Genomic DNA, 17,527 nt, shown 5'->3' with positions numbered 1-17,527 from the left:
TGCCGCGTGCGGTGGGGAGGGCCGGGTGGAGCGTTTCCGCAAAGCTATCCTTCTCTTTGCCCGGGCGGCGCGGGGTGTCAGTAATTTGGCGAGGGGTGGCCGCGGCGCTGTCTTCCTCCCGCACCCGGCCCGGCAGCCCAGGGGCACCACCCTTAGTGCGCATCAGAACGGACACTTTTCTTCGTCGTGAAAAGTGTCCGAGATGCCGCGTGCGAGGGTGGGTGCCCCTGGGTGGACGCAAAAAGAGCGCTCCCCTGCTCATCTCCCCCGCCCGCGCAAAAAAGCGGCCCTTCACCCCCCAAAAACACCGGGGCAAAGGGCCGCTTTTTATACAATTTGTAATTTTATTCCAGGTTTATACCAGAATTCACACCTTCACAAGCTCATACTCCCGGGTGCCCAGGCCGATCTTCTCGCCGTGCTCCAGGGCGGACTGCCAATGGGTGATGGGGGCGCTGTCGGTGAAGCGGTCGCCGCAGGAGCAGAAGCCCGGGGTGGCCAGGTTGTCCGCCAGCTGGCTGTCCGGCAGAACGGGCATGTTGTTGCAGGCGTCGGCACAGGCCTGGTCCAGCGCCACCGGGTCGAAGGAGGCGAACATGCCCACATCCGGGATGATGGGCGCGTCGTTCTCCGAGTGGCAGTCGCAGTTGGGGGAGATGTCGATGACCAGATTGATGTGGAAGTTGGGCCGCCCGTCCACCACCGCTTTGGCGTACTCGGCGATGCGGCAGTTCAGCAGCTTGCTGGCCGCGTCGGAGGGGCAGGAGATGGCGTCGAAGTTGCACCGGCCCAGGCACCGCCCGCAGCCCACGCACTTGTCGTGGTCGATGGAAGCCTTGTTCGCCCCGTCGAAGGAGATGGCGCCCTGGGCGCAGTCCTTGGCGCAGGCGTGGCACCCGCGGCACAGCTCCTGATCCACCTGAGGCTTGCCGGAGGAATGCTGCTCCATCTTGCCCGCGCGGCTGCCGCTGCCCATGCCCAGATTCTTCAAAGCGCCGCCGAAACCGGTGGACTCGTGGCCCTTAAAGTGGTTCAGGCTGATGATGATGTCCGCGTCCATGATGGCCCGGCCGATCTTGGCCTCCTTCACGTACTCGCCGCCCGCCACCGGAACTTCCACCTCGTCGGTACCCTTGAGGCCGTCGGCGATGATGACCTGGCACCCGGTGGACAGCGGGGTGAAGCCGTTCTCATAGGCCGCCTCGATGTGCTCCAGGGCGTGCTTGCGCCGGCCCACATAGAGGGTGTTGCAGTCGGTGAGGAAGGGCCGGCCGCCCTGGGCCTTGATGACGTCCGCCAGAGCCTTGGCGTAGTTGGGCCGCAGGTAGGACAGGTTGCCCGGCTCGCCGAAATGAATTTTGATGGCCACGAATTTGTCCTGCATGTCGATGGTGTCCAGCCCCGCCGCACGCACCAGCCGCTGCAGCTTCTGCAGCAGGTTCAGGCCGGGCTTTGCCCGCAGATCGCTGTAATAAACCTTTGCTTTTTCCATCTTGTTTTACACTCCTTACACCAAAAATCAGAATCCCAGAAAGGCCGCCGCCAGAACCACCGCGCCCAGGGCGATGCGGTACCAGCCAAAGACCTTGAAATTGTGCTTTTGCACAAAGCTGACCAGAAAACGAATGGCCGCCACGCTCACCACAAAGGCCACCGCGCAGCCCAGAGCCAGCGCCGCCACCTCGCCGCCGGTGAAGGTGCCGCCGTCGGCCAGGAACTTCACCAGCTTGAGGCCGCTGGCTCCGGCCATCACCGGGATGGCGAGAAAGAAGGTGAACTCCGCCGCCACCGGCCGGGCAAGGCCCAGCAGCAGGCCGCCCACGATGGTGGCGCCGCTGCGGGAGGTGCCGGGGATCATGGCCAGCACCTGCCAGCAGCCGATGATGAGGGCATGGCGGTAGGTCAGCTGGTCCATCCGGCGCACCAGCGGCCGGCGGTGACGGTTCTCGATGAGGATGAAGAACACGCCGTAAAGAATGAGCATGGCCGCAACGGTGATATAATTATAAAGGTGGGCGTCCAGCCAGTCGTCCAGCAGCAGGCCCAGCACCATGGCCGGCAGAGTGGCCACCAGAATTTTGAACCACAGCTGCCACACCGCCGGGCGCTGGTACTTATGGCGCGGGTCGGTGGTGAAGGGCCACAGCCGCGGGAAATACAGCACCACCACCGCCAGAATGGCTCCCAGCTGGATGACCACCCGGAACATGCTCAGAAAAGCTTCCGAATAGGGCAGCGCCAGCAGCTTCTCCGCCAGGATGAGGTGGCCGGTGCTGCTGATGGGCAGCCACTCGGTGATGCCCTCGATGATGCCGTATAAAATGACCTTCAGGTATTCCATCGGTTTTCTCCTTTTGAACTGCGGGGGCTCATGGCCGCCCTTTTCTGTTTTTGCATTATACCACAATTCTTTCCAAAACAGAACCCGCCGCCGCTCCCCTTTCTTTTCCCGGTGCAATCGGGTATAATCGGGGAAGAATTTGCCCTTTGTAACTTCCCGAAAGGAGGCGCTGCCCCATGGTGCGTTTCACGCTGAACAAAAAAGGCTCTGCGGTGGTCTGCCTGTGGGCCCTCATCCCGGGGGCTGCCGCCGCTCCCTTCATCTTCTGGCAGAGCGTCGGCGCGGGCATCGTGTTCGCCGCCTTCTGGCTGGGGCTGTGCCTTGGGTGGCTGCCCGCCCGCCTGCAGAGTTTCGAGGGCAGCGTCACTCTGGGCGAAGTACGCATGAGCAGCGGCCTTTTGTTCAAGGTCAGCCGCCGCGTCCCCACCCGCTGGGTCAGCGCCAGCGGCCGCTTCTCCACGCCCCTTTTGCGCCTGTGCCGCTGCTGTGTGCTGGTGCTGTCCACCAGCGGGTCGCTGCTGGTGCTGCCCGGCCTGTCCGACGAGGACGCCGACAGCCTGCTTTCTTATCTGCAAGGAGGCTGACATGGAGGACATCCGCCTCAAAGGTCATTTCCATATTGTATATATTTTAAAGATTATACGTTACGGCCTGATTTTGTGCATTGTTCCCATGGTGCAGGCGCTGCTGGACTTCGATTTGGAAAGCCTGTACCGGGCGCTGCGGCAGGACGCGGTCATCCTCATCGCCATGGCGGCGCTGGGGGCGGTGCTGTGGCGGCGGGTGGGCTTTGCCCTCACCGACAAGGCGCTGGTGCTGGACACCGGCATTCTGGTGCGCCGCCGGGTGAGCTTTGCCCGCCGGGACATCGCGGTGCTGGAACAGGCCCGGCCGCTGTGGCTGCGCATCGCCGGGGCCAGCCGGGTGACGGTGTACATGGCCCGGGGCCGGGGCGCCAACAAGGCCACCTTCTACCTGCCCCGGCGGCAGGCGGCGGCGCTGGCGGAAACGCTGCTGCCGGTGAACTCCGAGGCGGTGCTCTTCGCCCCCACCCGGGCGGAGCGGGCGCGGCTGACCATGCTCAGCGCCAACATCGCCGCCACCGGCGCGCTGGTGCTGGTGAGCCTGCGGCAGACCCGGCGCATCCTGGGCGCGGGGCTGGAGCAGAAACTGAACGACCTGGCCCTGGGCCAGCTGGCCCAGGTGGAAAAGCTGCTGGAGCTGGTGCTGCCCGCCGGCGCTGCCTGGCTGGTGACGCTGGGCTTCGCCCTGTGGGGGGTGGCGCTGTTCTGGTCGCTGCTGTCCACGGCGGGGTTTAGGGTGTGCCGCAGCGGCGGCGTCATTCTGGCCAAGGGCGGCCATGTGAACCACACCGAGCGGCGCATCGCCGCGGCGGCCATCAGCGCCTGCGACGTGCGCCTCACCCCGGTGGGGCGGCTGCTGGGCCGGCGGGCGGTGTATCTGAGCGCGGGCAGCTACCGGGGCGGCGACATCCCGGTGCTGGTGTGCAAGCCGGGGGCGGCGGCGCTGGTGCAGGCGCTGGTGCCCCAGTTCTCCCCCGCGCCCTACGCCCCGGAACTGCTGGCCGGACGCAGCCTGCCGGTGTTTTTGTGGAAGGGGGGCGCGTCCTTTGCCTTCTGCGCCGCCCTGATGGGGGTGAGCCTCTGGCGGATGCCCCGGTTCACCCCGATGCTGGCCCTGCCGCTGCTGTTCTGCCTGGGGCTTTTGCTGGCGGGGCTGGAGGCCTGGATCACCGAGGGCGTGTGGCAGGCCCCCAATGGCACCTTGGCGATGCAGTTCACCCGGGGCTACACCCGGCACACGGTCTATCTGCTCACGGCGGATTTTTCCCTCACCTGCCGCCAAACGCCCTTTTCGGAAGGGGTGGGCCGGTGCGATCTCATCGCCCGCCTGCCCTGCCGCGCCAAGGTGCGGGTGCGCCAGGTGAAGCACGCCCGGGCGGTGCGGCTGAAACTTGTACCCTGACGAGAGAAAGGAAGTCGAAACAATGCGTTACGATACTGTGGTATTCGATCTGGACGGCACCCTGCTGAACACCCTGCAGGATCTGGCGGACGCGGCCAATTACGTCTGCCGTGAGAACGGCTGGCCGGAGCACACGCTGGACGAATACCGCTATTTTGTGGGCAACGGCATCCCGAAGCTGTGCCAGCGATTCGTGCCGGAAACGGCCCGGGACGAGGCCAGCCAGAAAGAGGTTCTGGCCAAATTCAGCGCCCGGTACGCCGCCCACAAGGAGGACACCACCGCCCCCTACCCCGGTATTGAAGAAATGCTGGACCGGCTGACGGCGGCGGGGGTGCGTTATGGCGTGCTCACCAACAAGGAGCACACCCTGGCCCAGGGAGTCATGGAGCACTATTTCCCCGGGCGGTTTGCGTTTGTGCAGGGGGCGGTGCCCGGCGTGCCGGTGAAGCCCGACCCCACGGCGCTGCACCGCCTGCTGGAGCGGATGGGCGCGGAGGAAGGCCGCACCCTCTTTGTGGGGGACAGCGACGTGGACATCCACACCGCCCACAACGCCGGTCTGCCGGGTGCGGGTGCGCTGTGGGGCTTCCGCACGAAAGAAGAACTGACGGCGGCGGGGGCCGAGATGCTGGCGTCCAGCCCCGCAGAGCTTGCCCGGTACATCCTAGGCGAGGTACATACCGGGGAGGCCCGGGAATGAACGGCCTGCTTCTTGAAAGTCCGGTGGGCCCCCTCTGGCTCACGGCCCAGGGCGGCGCCCTCACCGGCTGCTGGTTCACCCGGGGGCGGTTTCTGCCCCCCATCCCCGCCGAGCCGCCCCGCAGCACCCACGACCCGGTGCTGGCCGAGGCGCAACATTGGCTCGCGGTCTATTTTTCCGGCCGGGACCCCGGCCCCACTCCGCCGCTGGCGGCGAAGGGCACGGATTTTCAGCAGGAGGTTTGGCGGCAGCTGGCGGCGGTGCCCTACGGCGCGGCCACCAGCTACGGCGCGCTGGCCGCGCCCCTTGCGGCGGCCCGGGGCATCCCGAAGATGAGCGCCCGGGCGGTGGGCGGCGCGGTGGGCCGCAACCCCATCTCCATCTTCCTGCCCTGCCACCGGGTGCTGGGAGCGGACGGCCGCCTCACCGGCTACGGCGGCGGGCTGGAAAACAAGATATTTCTTCTGCGGCTGGAGGGCATTCCCTTCCGCCCTTGAAAAGGAGGCTCTGCCATGGAATGGCTGGACGGAAAGCCCCGCTGCCGCTGGGCGAACCCGAAAAACCCGGCCTACATCGCCTACCACGATGAAGAGTGGGGCGTGCCGCTGCACGACGACCGGGCCCTGTTTGAGCTGCTGATTTTGGAGACCTTTCAGGCGGGCCTGTCCTGGGAGTGCGTGCTGAACAAGCGCCCCGCCTTCCGCCAGGCCTTCGAGGGCTTTTATCCCGAGCAGGTGGCGGCCTTCGACGAGGAAAAGCAGGCGCAGCTGACCCAAAACGCCGCCATCATCCGCAACCAGCGCAAGATCAGGGCGGCAGTAAAGAATGCGGCGGTGTTTCTGGACATTCAAAAGGAGTGGGGCAGCTTCGACGCCTGGCTCTGGCACTGGACCGGGGGCAAGCCCGTCATCGAGTACGGCCCGGCCTTTTCTCCCCTCTCGGACGAAATTTCCGCCGACCTAAAACGCCGGGGCATGTCCTTCGTGGGCACCACGGTGGTCTACGCCTACCTGCAGGCGGCGGGGGTCATCAACGGCCACGAGCCGGGGTGTTTTCTGGCTCCGTGAGGGGCGGTTCAATGATTTTCGTTGACGCGCGCCGCCCCGGTGTGGTATAATTAGGGTACCCCTTTCGGGGGACGAAACAACAGAATATCGGAAATGGCACATTGGTCGACGGGACCAGTGTGCCATTTTTTCATTTTTCGTCCAGCGAAAGGAGACGCTTATGACCCGCATGATCGAATACGAAGGCATTCCCTGCAACGTGTACACCACCTCCGAAACCACAGTGGCCCCGGGCGGGCCGGACCTGCCCAATGAAACGGTGATCTACGCCGCCTGGCGGTGGCTGGGCCACTGCAACGTCCTCTTCCATCCTCTCACCACCCTGTGCCTCGCCTTCCGGCGCGGTCTGGTGCGGGGGCACACCCAACAAATCGAGGTGAGCCTGCCCGCCCGGGCCGCCCACCTTCCCTCCGACGACCGGCTCCACCTGCTGCTGGTCCTCTCCTGTGAGGGCGTCTGGATCAAGCAGGTGGTCTTTTCTCCCCGCACCCTGCTGGCCGGCCTGCCCGGCCGCGTGCGGCGTGTGGTCTTTCACTGAGCAGAAAAAACCAGCAGATGCAACACCCGCGCATATCCTTTTTCCATGGAAATCCAGAGCTAAATTTAATTGTATGTCCTTTTCTAAAGCGAGCGAGCGCAGTGCTCTGTCCTTTTTTGTGGTATAGTAATACTAAACTGCTTATTTTATCCCGGGAGGTAATTATGGCCAGATTGATAACGGGCGAAAATGATTTGGCTGCGAAATATCCCAACTTGGCAAGCGAGTGGAATTACGAAAAAAACGGCAATTTAACTCCACACGATGTAACTGCTGGCAGCAGAAAAAAGGTTTGGTGGCTTTGTGAAAAGGGTCACGCCTATGAGCAGTCTATTATTAAACGCACCAATCGAGGATATTCTTGTCCCTACTGCTCAGGTCATAAAGCGTTAAAAGGATTTAACGATCTTTCAACCGTAAATCCTCGCTTGGCAAAAGAATGGCACCCCATAAAAAACGGTGATCTGACTCCGTTCGACATAACAGCAGGAAGTGGGAAAAAAGTATGGTGGTTATGTCCGCTGGGACATGAATATCAGGCTACAATTCACGATAGAACCAGTGATGATACCAGATGCCCCATTTGTAACGCAAAGAGTCAGACTTCCTTTCCGGAGCAGGCCATTCTTTTCTATGTAAAAAAACTATATCCTGATGCGATCAACAGATATAAAGAAATATTCGAGCATTCCATGGAGTTGGATATTGGAAATGTCCGGACTGTGGTCATGAGTGGCAATGCAGCATTAATAGTATGACACGGCCAGGAAGACACGGCTGTGCGGTGTGTTCTAAAAGCCGGCGTGGAATTTCTTTTACCAAACAGGTTGTAAATCGAGTAGGTTCACTCGCCGAAACGATGCCCGATTTGGCAAAAGAATGGCATCCGACGAAAAACGGAACACTGTCTCCGAATGATATCTCAGCAGGGCATTTTAAGCCCGTTTGGTGGCGTTGCCTGCGATGCAGTCATGAATGGGAGGCCAGTCCCAACAATCGAAAGAAAGGTTCCGGCTGTCCCTGTTGCAGCGGGCGGGTTCCCAAAAGCGGAGTAAACGACTTGGCAACCTTATACCCCGAGTTGCTGAAAGAGTGGGACTTTCACAAAAATACAAACTTGGATCCGAAGCAGCTACTTCCTGGAAGCGGAAAAAAGGCATGGTGGAAATGCTCCAAATGTGGGCATGAAGGCAAACTGCTATTACTTACCGCACAAAAGGATCTGGCTGCCCAAAATGTTCCAGAAAAAAGCGTCACGATGATTGACTTCTATTTGAGCAGAAACTTTTATCGGTGAGATTAAACTTTTTATTAACCTCCAAATGCTTTCTCTGTCAATCAATCAAAAACGACAAACTTGTTTGGCCCGTTACAAATAAATGGAAGAGGCGCAGAGATTTCTGCGCCTCTTCCTCATTAAATCCGAACCCCTCGCCCGCCGGTCTAATCCGGGATATAGGGAAAGCCGGCAGACGCAAAAGCGTCTGCCGGCTTTCTGGTGACCCGTCCGGGAATCGAACCCGGGTTACCGCCGTGAAAGGGCGATGTCTTGACCTCTTGACCAACGGGCCATATTATACAAGGCTTAGCTACGACAGCAAGCAAACACATCGTCCACTACTGCGGGCGACCCCCATGTATCGTAGCTAAACCTTGTATCTGGTAGCGGTAACTGGATTCGAACCGGTGACACTTCGGGTATGAACCGAATGCTCTAGCCAACTGAGCTATACCGCCATATTCAGTTGCACCTGTTTGAAAGGCGCTTTTATATTATACTGAAAGAGTGAGGGCTTGTCAATACTTTTTTGGGCAGAAACAGTGCGGGGGCGGCAAAAATTTGCCGCCCCCGCCGTTTTTCACTTCTGCTCGGGCACCAGCAGCTCCTTGCCGCCCATGTAGGGCCGCAGGACCTCGGGAATTTTCACCGTGCCGTCCGCCTGGAGGTTGTTCTCCAGGAAGGCGATCAGCATGCGTGGAGGCGCCACGCAGGTGTTGTTCAGGGTGTGAGGCAGGTAGTTGCGGCCGTCCTCGCCCTTCACGCGGATCTTCAGCCGGCGGCTCTGGGCCTCGCCAAGGTTGGAGCAGCTGCACACCTCGAAGTACTTCTTCTGGCGGGGGCTCCAGGCCTCGATGTCGCAGCTCTTCACCTTCAGGTCAGCCAGGTCGCCGGAGCAGCACTCCAGCTGGCGCACGGGGATGTCCAGGCTGCGGAACAGCTCCACGCTGTTGCGCCACATCTTCTCGTACCAGTCCATGCTCTCCTCCGGCTTGCAGAGCACGATCATCTCCTGCTTCTCAAACTGGTGGATGCGGTAAACGCCCCGCTCCTCCAGGCCGTGGGCGCCTTTCTCCTTGCGGAAGCAGGGGCTGTAGCTGGTGAGGGTCAGGGGGAGCTTGCCCTCGGGGATGATCTGATCCACAAAGCGGCCGATCATGGTGTGCTCGCTGGTGCCGATGAGGTAGAGGTCCTCGCCCTCAATTTTGTACATCATGGCGTCCATCTCGGGGAAGCTCATAACGCCCTGCACCACCGCGCCGTGCATCATGAAGGGCGGGATGACATAGGTGAAGCCCTTGTTGATCATGAAGTCGCGGGCGTAGGCCAGCACCGCCTCGTGCAGGCGGGCGATGTCGCCCAGCAGGTAGTAGAAGCCGTTGCCGGCCACACGGCGGGCGCTGTCCAGATCGATGCCGCCGAAGCTCTCCATAATTTCGGTGTGGTAGGGAATGTCAAACTCCGGAACCACAGGCTCGCCGAAGCGCTGCACTTCCACGTTGCAGCTGTCGTCCGGGCCGATGGGCACAGAGGGGTCGATCATGTTGGGGATGACCAGCATGATGTCGCGAATCTCGCCCTCCAGCTTCTCCTCCTCGGCCTCCAGCTGGGCCAGGCGCTGGGCCTGGGCGGTCACCTTGGCCTTGGCCGCCTCGGCCTGGGCCAGCTTGGAGGGGTCCTTCTTGGCCTGGCCCATCAGCATACCCACCTGCTTGGAGAGGGTGTTGCGCTCGGCGCGCAGGGCGTTGGCCTCGGTCATCACCGCACGGTTTTTGGTGTCCAGCTCGATGACCTTGTCCACCAGAGGCAGTTTCTGCTCCTGGAATTTCTTCTTGATGTTCTCCTTCACGGCGTCGGGATTTTCCCGCACAAATCGAATGTCCAGCATGTCGCTACTCCCCTTTTACTTGTTTTCTTCCTTATTGTAGCCGCCCAGCAGATTCGCAAAGGCGCTCAGCTGCTCGTCCGAGTAAAAGTGCACCGTCAGGCTGCCCTGACCGTTTTTGTAGTCCACCTTTACCTCGCTGCCCAGCACTTGGCGCAGGGCATATTCCACCTCGCCCGCCAGCGCAGGGCGCAGAGGCTGGGGTTTGGCCGGTTTTTCCGGCTTTACCAGTTTTTTGCACAGCGCCTCGGTCTGGCGCACGTTCAGGTTCTGCCCCACCACCGCTTCGGCGGCCTGGCTCTGCAGTGCCGCGTCCGGCAGGCCCAGCAGCACCTTGGCATGGCCGGTGGAGAGCTTGCCCTCCTTCAAAAAGGTCAGAACATCCTCCGGCAGGTTCAGAAGGCGCAGGCTGTTGGCCACCGCGCTGCGGCTCTTGCCTATTTTCTGGGCCGTCTGCTCCTGGGTCAGCTCGCACCGCTCCATCAGCTGGCGGTAGCCCATGGCCTCCTCCACCGGATCCAGGTCTTCACGCTGGAGGTTCTCGATGAGCGCCAGCTCCATAGCCTCGGCGTCGGTGACGTCCTTGATGACCACCGGCACTTCGGAAAGGCCCGCCAGCCGCGCGGCCCGCCAGCGACGCTCGCCGGCGATGATTTTATAGGCCCCGCCGGCCGCCGCCCGCACCGCGATGGGCTGCAGCAGGCCGTGGCGGGCGATGCTGTCCGCCAGTTCGGAGAGGGCCTGCTCGTCGAAGTCCTTGCGGGGCTGGTCCTTGTCCGGCTCGATTTCCCGCAGGGGCAGGGTGCTCACCGGCCCGCCCACGTCCCGGGCGGCGTCCTCGAAGAGGCTCTCCAGCCCCCGGCCGAGGCCTCCCTTTTTCACTGCCATCCTATTTTCCCCCTTTTACCGGTTGTTTGCAAGGAATTCGGCGGCCATTTCGCTGTAGGCCTCGCACCCCTTGCTCACCGGGTCGTAGTAATTGATGGGCATGCCGAAGCTGGGCGCTTCGGAAAGCCGCACGTTCCGGGGCACGGTGGTCTTGTAGACCTTGTCCCCGAAGAACTTTTTCACCTGCTCCACCACCTGCAGCGTCAAATTCAGACGCCCGGCGTACATGGTGAACACCACGCCCTCGATCTCAAGGTAGTGGTTGTACATCTTGCGCACGGTTTTGAGGGTGCTCATCAGCTCGGACAGGCCCTCCAGGGCGTAGAACTCGCACTGGATGGGGATGAGCACCGAATCGCAGGCGCACAGGCCGTTGAGGGTGAGCAGATCGAGGCTGGGCGGGCAGTCGATGAAGATGAAGTCGTAATTGCCGGCCACCTGAGCCAATGCCTGACGCAGGCGGCTTTCCCGCTTGGGCAGGTTCACCAGTTCCACCACCGCGCCGGACAGCTGGATGTTGGAGGGGATGAGGTCCACCTTGTACTGGGTGGGAATGATGGTGTCGGCAGCCTTTGCCTCCCCGATGAGCAGCTCGTAGACGCTGGCCTGGACGTTTTTCTTGGAAACGCCGTAGCCGCTGGTGGTGTTGCCCTGGGGGTCCAGGTCCACAATAAGGACTTTTTTGTCCTGGGCGGCCACACAAGCCGCCAGATTGACCGCCGTGGTGCTTTTGCCCACGCCGCCCTTTTGGTTCGCAACCGCGATGATCTTGCCCACGTTTGTTCTCCTCTTGTTCAGTGTGCTGATGCGCCGGCAAAGCCGCCGGCCCCGAAAAAAACGGGCTGTGCCTGTTATTATAGCACAGCCGGGCCGCTTTTGAAACGGGCAATATCTTGTGGTCGGGCCAAAAAAGCTCCTATTTGCGGGGTGTTTCTCTATATGTAGTGTCCAATGGCCGGCGGCTCGAAGAGTTTTTTGCGGAAATGTTCCACGTGGAACATTGTTTTGGCGGGAAGTTTGCGGTTTGAATGTTCCACGTGGAACATTTTGCGTCGCTCTCCGCTGCCCCTCTTTGCAAAGGCTTTCCTTTTTACTGGGGGATGATATACTTCAAGCAGAATCACAAGATAAGGAGGTCGCCCATGAATATCCGCATTGGTACCCTCTGGCGCGTGCCCGTGTTCTGCCTTCTGTCGAGTCTTGCTTGCTACTGGCTGACCATTTTTCCGGGCGCACTGATTTATGTAAATCGCACCGTCGGCGAAAACGGCACCATCGAAGTCTCCACCGACCCCGTGCGCTCTGTGCTGTTTCAGGCAGTGCTGATTTTTGCTGTTCTGCTGGCGGGCGGACTGTGGGCTTTCCGCTCGATGACGCGGCGGGAAATTGCGGCTTCGGCAGCGCTGCTGATTTTGCCGATGCTGGCCATTGTTCTGGCCCAGCTTTTCCTTCCCTCCTTTCCGCTGGAGGTCAGTCTCTTTCTGTCCCGGTTTTACTGCTGGACCGGAAACCTTGCGTCTCTTTTGATGCAGCTTTCCCTTCCCCTGCCCGCCGCCACCATTCTCGCCCAGTTTGCGCCGCTGCTGTTCATTCCCTTTGGACGGCGGGTAGCCTGACCTCTTCGATTTTGCCCCGGAGTTTTCTCCGGGGCTTTTTTCATTGTTCCACGTGGAACATTTGCACGCAAAAACCCGGAGCCCCCGCCGCAGTGCGCGGACGAAGGCTCCGGGATTGTTAAGGGCATGAAAATGGTTGTGGCAAAGGCTTGTCCGCTGCTTAAGCCGAGCAGCCCGCGCCGGCGGTCTTTTTGGCAGGCTCGGTGGGAATGCGCACGGTGTACTCCACAAAGCCCTCCCCTTCCCTGCGGGTGGTGCGGGCGGGCACGCCGGCATCCACCATCAGCCGCACCGCCTTGTTGATGGTGTTCACGAAGATGCGCACGTCCCGCACCATGGGCACCGGGCGGCGGCGGGCGGGCTTTTTCTGCTCGAGGCACTGCTCCACGTACTCATCCGCCTGGCGGGCGTTCATCTTCTTCTCCACAAAGCGGGCCAGCGCCCGGCTGCGCTGCTCGGCTTCCGGCAGGCGAAGCACCGCCCGGGCGTGGCGCTCGGTGAGGCCGTTGGCGATACAATAGTTCTGCTGCTCGTCGGAGAGAGCCAGCAGCCGCAGCTTGTTGTTCAGGGTCGGCTGGGCAATGCCCAGCCGCTTGGCTGCCTCCTCCTGGGTGCAGCCCCAGAGGGTGATGACCTCCCGGATGCCCCGGGCCTGCTCGAAGGGGTCGAGGCCCTGGCGCTGGATGTTCTCAAGTAACCCCAGCGCCGCCGACTGGCTCTCGTCCCGCTGGGTGAGGATGGCGGGTATCTCCGCAAGGCCCGCCAGCTTGCAGGCCCGCAGCCGCCGCTCCCCCGCCACCAGCTCGTACTCGCCCTTTTCCCGGCCCGGGCGCACGCTCACCGGCTGCAGCAGGCCGTTCTGGGCGATGCTGAGGGCAAGGCGGGCAATTTCCTGCTCGTCAAAATGGGTGCGGGCCTGGTGGGCCGAGGGGACGATCTTCTCCACCGGCAAAAGCAGCACCTTTCCCTGCACCTTCGGTCTCGCGGTCAGCATGGGGCATTTCTCCTTCCCTGGGGCGGGCGGACGCAAAAAAACGGACGCCCGCGGCTCATTTTCCCTTCCTGCAAGGCAAGGCGGGCTTCTTCGCCCTCCTTCCCTTGCAGGGAAAGTATACCACGAACATCCGATATTTTCCAGTATTTTCCATTTACACCAAGCGACGGTATCCGCCCTTTGGCGGGTCACTTCAAGGGGGCTTTTGCGATCTTTCCGCCGTTGCGGGGGTAAACGGTCGAAGTGTGCGAAATCTTTTCGCACAAAATCAGGCACCGCTCGTCGCCGCCGGGCAGCTTCAGACGGGAAGTCTCCTTCCAGGCGCCGCCCAGTTTGGCGATGGCGTTTTTGGCGGCGGCCAGTTCTTCCTCGCCGCTGGCTCCTTTCAGGGCGATGAACACGCCCCCCACCTTCACCAGGGGCAGGCAGTACTCGCTGAGGACCGGCAGGGCCGCCACCGCCCGGGCGCAGGCCACGTCAAAGGCCTCCCGCCACTGTTTGCGGGCCGCTTCCTCCGCACGCTCCTTGGCGAACTCCACGCCGGTAAGGCCCAGCTCGCCGCAGACCCAGCGCAGAAAATCCACCCGCTTGCCGGTGGGCTCCATCAGGGTGAGCTCCAGGTCGGGCTTGTAGATTTTGGCCACCACGCCGGGGAACCCCGCGCCGGTGCCCACGTCCACCAGCTTGCCGGCCACCTCGGGGCGGGCGGCGAAGAGCAGGCTGTCCACAAAGTGCTTGTCCTCGATGCCCTCCGGGTCGGTGATGGCGGTGAGGTTCACCTTCTGGTTGTACTCCACCAGGCATTCGGCGTATTTGTCCAGCTTGTCCAGCATTTCGCCGGTGAGGGTCACACCTTCGGCGGCACACTTGGCCGCAAGGCGCTGTTTGTCGATCATTGGTCGGTTTCCCCTTCCCTTCTTGCTTTGGCATTGGCGGCGGCCACGGCCACCGAGAGAACAGCGATGTCCGCCGGCGACACGCCGGGGATGCGGCCCGCGGCGGCGATGTCCGCCGGGCGCAGTTTTTGCAGTTTTTCCCTCGCCTCCAGCCGCAGGCCCTCCAGCGGCGCGTAGTCGAAGTCGGCCGGGATGGGCTGGCTCTCTAGCCGCTTTGTCTCCCGGATGACCCGCTGCTGCCGGGCGATGTAGCCCTCGTATTTTATCTCGGTGACGATGCGGCCGGCCATGCGGCTGTCCACGCCCTCACCGGGCCCGATGACCGCCGCGATGTGGTCATAGGTCAGCTCCGGGCGGCGCAGCAGCTGGGCCGCCGTGCCTCCCTTTTCCACCGGGGGCAGGCCCTCTTTTTCAGTGACGGCGTTCAGATCCGCCGCCCGCACGGTGGTGGAGGCCAGCCGCTTCTCCTCGGCGGCTTTTACCTCCATCGCCTTTTCAAAGGCGGCCCAGCGCTCGTCGTCCACCAGGCCGAACTTGCGGCCGATGGGGGTGAGGCGCTCGTCGGCGTTGTCCTGCCGCAGGGTCAGCCGGTACTCGCTGCGGCTGGTCATCATGCGGTAAGGGTCCATCACGCCCTTGGTGACCAGGTCGTCCACCAGGGTGCCCAGATAGGAGGTGTAGCGGGGCAGGGTCATGGGCTCTTTGCCCAGCACCGCCAGGGCGGCGTTGGCGCCGGCCAAAAGGCCCTGGGCCGCCGCCTCCTCGTAGCCGCTGGTGCCGTTGAACTGGCCCGCGCCGTAAAGGCCCGCCACCGCCCGGCTTTCCAGAGTGTGGCGCAGGGCCTGGGGGTCGATGCAGTCGTACTCGATGGCGTAGGCCGGGCGCATGATTTCAATGTTTTCAAAGCCCCGGATGGTGCGGTACATGGCGATCTGCACGTCCTCGGGCAGGCTGCTGCTCATGCCCTGGAGGTACATCTCCTCCGTGTCCGGGCCGCAGGGCTCCACAAAAATCTGATGGCGGTCCTTGTCGGCAAAGCGCACCACCTTGTCCTCGATGCTGGGGCAGTAGCGAGGGCCGATGCCCTCGATGGCCCCGCCGTAGAGGGGCGAGCGATGGAGGTTTTGCTGAATGACCTTGTGGGTCTCGGGGTTAGTCCAGGCGATGAAGCAGTCCACCTGGTTCTTCACGCCGCCGGGGGGCGTGAGAAAACTGAAGGGCTCCGGCGGCTCCTCCCCCGGCTGACGCTCCAGCACCGAAAAGTCGATGCTGCGCCGGTGCACCCGGGCGGGGGTGCCGGTCTTGAAGCGGCGCATGGGCAGGCCCGCCGCCCGCAGGCTCTCGGCCAGGAGGGTGGCGGCGTGCTGGCCGTCGGGGCCGCTGGGCACACTGGCGTCGCCCACGAAAATCCTGCCGGCGAGATTGGTGCCGGTGCAGAGCACCACCGCCTTCGCGCCGTAAAACCCGTGGAGGCGGGTGCAGACGCCCTTCACCCGGCCGTTTTCAATAAGAATGTCCACCACCTCGGCCTGCTTGATGGAAAGGCCGGGGACGTGTTCCAGATATTCCTTGGTGAACCGGTGGTAGGCCTGCCGGTCAATTTGCGCCCGCAGGGAGTGCACCGCAGGGCCCTTGCCCCGGTTGAGCATCCGGCTTTGGAGGGTGGTGGCGTCGGCGGCCAGAGCCATCACGCCGCCCAGGGCGTCGATCTCCCGCACCAGGTGGCCCTTGGCGGTGCCGCCGATGCTGGGGTTGCAGGGCATGTTGCCGATGCCGTCCAGCCCAAGGGTGAACAGGGCGGCGGAAACACCCAGCCGGGCGGCGGCCGCCGCGGCCTCGATGCCCGCGTGGCCCGCGCCCACGACTATTACATCAAAATCGCCCAGATGGACGAGACCTTTTGTGTCGGAAGCCATTCGTGGCCCCCCTTTCAAACATCAATGTTACTTGCATCGTTACTTGCCCACGCAGAAAGTGGAGAACACTTCCTCCACCACCGCGTCGGAGGCGTCCTCGCCGGTGAGGCGGCAGAGAGCGGAGAGGGCGTCGTCCACGCAGACGCTCACCGCGTCCAGCCCGAAGCCGCCGGCCAGGGCGTTCTCCGCCTCTTCCAGCGCCGCGCGGCCCTCGCAGGCGGCGGCGTACTGCCGCTGGCTCACAAGGCAGGGGGCGCTGGGGTCGAGGTTCGCCACACCCAGCACCCGGCGCACCGCTTCGCCTAAGAGTTCCGCACCCTCGCCCCGGCCCGCCGCCAGAGTGACAATTTCAGAAAAACTGCCGGCAATGGCCGCCGGGTCAAACTGCTGGGGTAAATCGCTCTTGTTCACGATGGCGATGGCCGGCCGGCCGGCGCACACCGCCGCCAGCTGCTTGTCCTCTTCGGTGAGGGGGGCCGAGCCGTCGAACACGGCCAGAACCAGGCCCGCTTCCTCCATGGCGCGGCGGCTGCGGCGGATGCCCTCGGCCTCCACCACGTCGCCGGTGTCCCGCAGGCCGGCGGTATCCCGCAAAGTGACCCGCACCCCGCCCAGCATCACCGCCTGCTCCACCACGTCCCGGGTGGTGCCGGCGATGGGGGTGACGATGGCCCGGTCGAAGCCCGCCAGCAGGTTCAGAAGGGTGCTCTTGCCCACGTTGGGGCTGCCCACGATGGCCGCGTCCACCCCTTCCCGCAGCACGGCGCCCGCGCCGAAATTCTTGATGAGGTCGGAAAGGCCGGCCTCTACTTCTCCCAGGGTGGCGGAGAGGGCCTCCGGCTCCAGGGCGGGCACGTCCTCCTCGGGGAAATCCACCCAGGCGGCGATGTGCCCCGCCAGGGCCACCAGCTGCTGTTTAAACCCCTCGATGCGCTTTGCCAGCGCGCCGTCCAGGGCCGTGCGGGCCAGGGCCGCGCCCTGCCTCCCTGCCGCGCCGATGAGGCTCATCACTGCCTCCGCCTGGGTCAGGTCGATGCGCCCGTTCAGAAAGGCCCGACGGGTGTACTCCCCCGGCCCCGCGGGGCGGGCCCCCGCGGCGATGCAGGCGTCGATGAGGCTCTGGGCCACCACCGGCCCGCCGTGGCAGCTCAGTTCCGCCACGTCCTCGCCGGTGTAGCTGTGGGGCGCGCGGAAGAACAGGGCCACCCCGTCGTCCAGAGGTTTGCCGTTTACCATGAAGTTTCCATAGAGGGCGGTATAGCCCTTTGCGTTTTCCACTTTCTTGGCGGCGTTGTGTGGAAAAAACACTTTCGCCGCCACTGCCAGCGCATCCTCGCCGGACAGGCGCACCACGGCGATGCCGCCCGCCCCGGGGGGAGTGGCCAGCGCCACGATGGTCTCGGCCATGAAAAACGCCT

At 63.0% G+C, this 17,527-nt stretch carries 18 protein-coding genes and 2 tRNA genes; 9 read left to right on the top strand and 11 right to left on the bottom strand.

Translation table 11 applies throughout. From position 1 onward, the window contains the following. Positions 1 to 367: 367 nt before the first annotated feature. Both ACMNAY_RS01480 and ACMNAY_RS01475 read right to left on the bottom strand, forming a co-directional pair. Positions 368 to 1,492: a DUF362 domain-containing protein gene (locus tag ACMNAY_RS01480; RefSeq protein WP_418718115.1), complete on the bottom strand. Its 1,125-nt coding sequence runs from the start codon at positions 1,490 to 1,492 to the stop codon at positions 368 to 370. A gap of 27 nt (positions 1,493 to 1,519) precedes the next feature. Then, complete coding sequence (locus ACMNAY_RS01475; RefSeq protein WP_418718114.1) at positions 1,520 to 2,341, bottom strand: undecaprenyl-diphosphate phosphatase; 822 nt, start codon at positions 2,339 to 2,341, stop codon at positions 1,520 to 1,522. 176 nt (positions 2,342 to 2,517) lie between these two features. Here ACMNAY_RS01475 and ACMNAY_RS01470 point away from each other — a divergent pair, with 176 nt between their 5' ends. The 8 genes from ACMNAY_RS01470 (at position 2,518) to ACMNAY_RS01435 (ending at position 7,932) form a co-directional block, all read left to right on the top strand. Beyond that, positions 2,518 to 2,925: a PH domain-containing protein gene (locus ACMNAY_RS01470; protein WP_418718113.1), complete on the top strand. Its 408-nt coding sequence runs from the start codon at positions 2,518 to 2,520 to the stop codon at positions 2,923 to 2,925. Position 2,926: 1 nt separating this feature from the next. Beyond that, positions 2,927 to 4,327: a PH domain-containing protein gene (locus tag ACMNAY_RS01465; RefSeq protein ID WP_418718112.1), complete on the top strand. Its 1,401-nt coding sequence runs from the start codon at positions 2,927 to 2,929 to the stop codon at positions 4,325 to 4,327. Positions 4,328 to 4,349: 22 nt separating this feature from the next. Next, complete coding sequence (locus ACMNAY_RS01460) at positions 4,350 to 5,030, top strand: HAD family hydrolase (protein ID WP_418718111.1); 681 nt, start codon at positions 4,350 to 4,352, stop codon at positions 5,028 to 5,030. After that, positions 5,027 to 5,527 (top strand): methylated-DNA--[protein]-cysteine S-methyltransferase, encoded by a 501-nt coding sequence (locus ACMNAY_RS01455; RefSeq protein WP_394977407.1) that lies wholly within the window; start codon positions 5,027 to 5,029, stop codon positions 5,525 to 5,527. Before ACMNAY_RS01460 ends, ACMNAY_RS01455 begins: the two co-directional genes overlap by 4 nt. A gap of 15 nt (positions 5,528 to 5,542) precedes the next feature. Continuing rightward, a complete protein-coding gene (locus ACMNAY_RS01450; RefSeq protein ID WP_418718110.1) occupies positions 5,543 to 6,097 on the top strand; it encodes a DNA-3-methyladenine glycosylase I in 555 nt (184 codons plus the stop codon). Between the two features lie 160 nt (positions 6,098 to 6,257). Beyond that, entirely contained in the window at positions 6,258 to 6,635 is a 378-nt protein-coding gene (locus ACMNAY_RS01445; protein ID WP_418718109.1) for a hypothetical protein, read from the top strand. A 164-nt stretch (positions 6,636 to 6,799) separates the two neighbouring features. Further along, positions 6,800 to 7,393 carry a zinc-ribbon domain-containing protein gene (locus ACMNAY_RS01440; protein WP_418718108.1) on the top strand — a complete coding sequence of 198 codons (594 nt, stop codon included), beginning with the start codon at positions 6,800 to 6,802 and terminating at the stop codon, positions 7,391 to 7,393. After that, positions 7,315 to 7,932, top strand: a complete 618-nt coding sequence (locus ACMNAY_RS01435; protein ID WP_418718131.1) for a zinc-ribbon domain-containing protein — start codon at positions 7,315 to 7,317, stop codon at positions 7,930 to 7,932. Before ACMNAY_RS01440 ends, ACMNAY_RS01435 begins: the two co-directional genes overlap by 79 nt. A gap of 199 nt (positions 7,933 to 8,131) precedes the next feature. Here the strand turns inward: ACMNAY_RS01435 and ACMNAY_RS01430 are convergent. From ACMNAY_RS01430 to ACMNAY_RS01410, 5 genes are all read right to left on the bottom strand, one after another. Beyond that, positions 8,132 to 8,206, bottom strand: a tRNA-Glu gene (locus ACMNAY_RS01430). An 89-nt stretch (positions 8,207 to 8,295) separates the two neighbouring features. Continuing rightward, positions 8,296 to 8,372, bottom strand: a tRNA-Met gene (locus ACMNAY_RS01425). Positions 8,373 to 8,494: 122 nt separating this feature from the next. Beyond that, on the bottom strand, positions 8,495 to 9,802 hold the full coding sequence (gene serS / locus ACMNAY_RS01420) for a serine--tRNA ligase (protein WP_418718107.1): 1,308 nt from the start codon (positions 9,800 to 9,802) through the stop codon (positions 8,495 to 8,497). 15 nt (positions 9,803 to 9,817) lie between these two features. Continuing rightward, entirely contained in the window at positions 9,818 to 10,687 is an 870-nt protein-coding gene (locus ACMNAY_RS01415; protein WP_394968886.1) for a ParB/RepB/Spo0J family partition protein, read from the bottom strand. Between the two features lie 15 nt (positions 10,688 to 10,702). Continuing rightward, positions 10,703 to 11,464: a ParA family protein gene (locus ACMNAY_RS01410; RefSeq protein WP_418718106.1), complete on the bottom strand. Its 762-nt coding sequence runs from the start codon at positions 11,462 to 11,464 to the stop codon at positions 10,703 to 10,705. 365 nt (positions 11,465 to 11,829) lie between these two features. On the opposite strand from ACMNAY_RS01410, the gene ACMNAY_RS01405 reads away from it, so the two are divergent. Next, a complete protein-coding gene (locus ACMNAY_RS01405; protein WP_418718105.1) occupies positions 11,830 to 12,303 on the top strand; it encodes a hypothetical protein in 474 nt (157 codons plus the stop codon). Between the two features lie 160 nt (positions 12,304 to 12,463). Here the strand turns inward: ACMNAY_RS01405 and ACMNAY_RS01400 are convergent, their stop codons facing one another. From ACMNAY_RS01400 to mnmE, 4 genes are all read right to left on the bottom strand, one after another. Beyond that, complete coding sequence (locus ACMNAY_RS01400; protein WP_418718104.1) at positions 12,464 to 13,297, bottom strand: ParB/RepB/Spo0J family partition protein; 834 nt, start codon at positions 13,295 to 13,297, stop codon at positions 12,464 to 12,466. A gap of 188 nt (positions 13,298 to 13,485) precedes the next feature. Then, positions 13,486 to 14,193, bottom strand: a complete 708-nt coding sequence (gene rsmG / locus ACMNAY_RS01395; RefSeq protein WP_394977423.1) for a 16S rRNA (guanine(527)-N(7))-methyltransferase RsmG — start codon at positions 14,191 to 14,193, stop codon at positions 13,486 to 13,488. Continuing rightward, positions 14,190 to 16,109 (bottom strand): tRNA uridine-5-carboxymethylaminomethyl(34) synthesis enzyme MnmG, encoded by a 1,920-nt coding sequence (mnmG, locus tag ACMNAY_RS01390; protein ID WP_418718103.1) that lies wholly within the window; start codon positions 16,107 to 16,109, stop codon positions 14,190 to 14,192. Before mnmG ends, rsmG begins: the two co-directional genes overlap by 4 nt. A 39-nt stretch (positions 16,110 to 16,148) precedes the next feature. Beyond that, a complete protein-coding gene (gene mnmE / locus ACMNAY_RS01385) occupies positions 16,149 to 17,516 on the bottom strand; it encodes a tRNA uridine-5-carboxymethylaminomethyl(34) synthesis GTPase MnmE (RefSeq protein WP_418718102.1) in 1,368 nt (455 codons plus the stop codon). Positions 17,517 to 17,527 lie beyond the last annotated feature (11 nt).

This window comes from Candidatus Allofournierella merdipullorum (assembly GCF_048426865.1).
GTDB lineage: Bacteria > Bacillota > Clostridia > Oscillospirales > Ruminococcaceae > Allofournierella_A > Allofournierella_A merdipullorum.
Note: the sequence above shows the minus strand (reverse complement) of the source record. Positions and strands in the feature narration are given on the sequence as shown.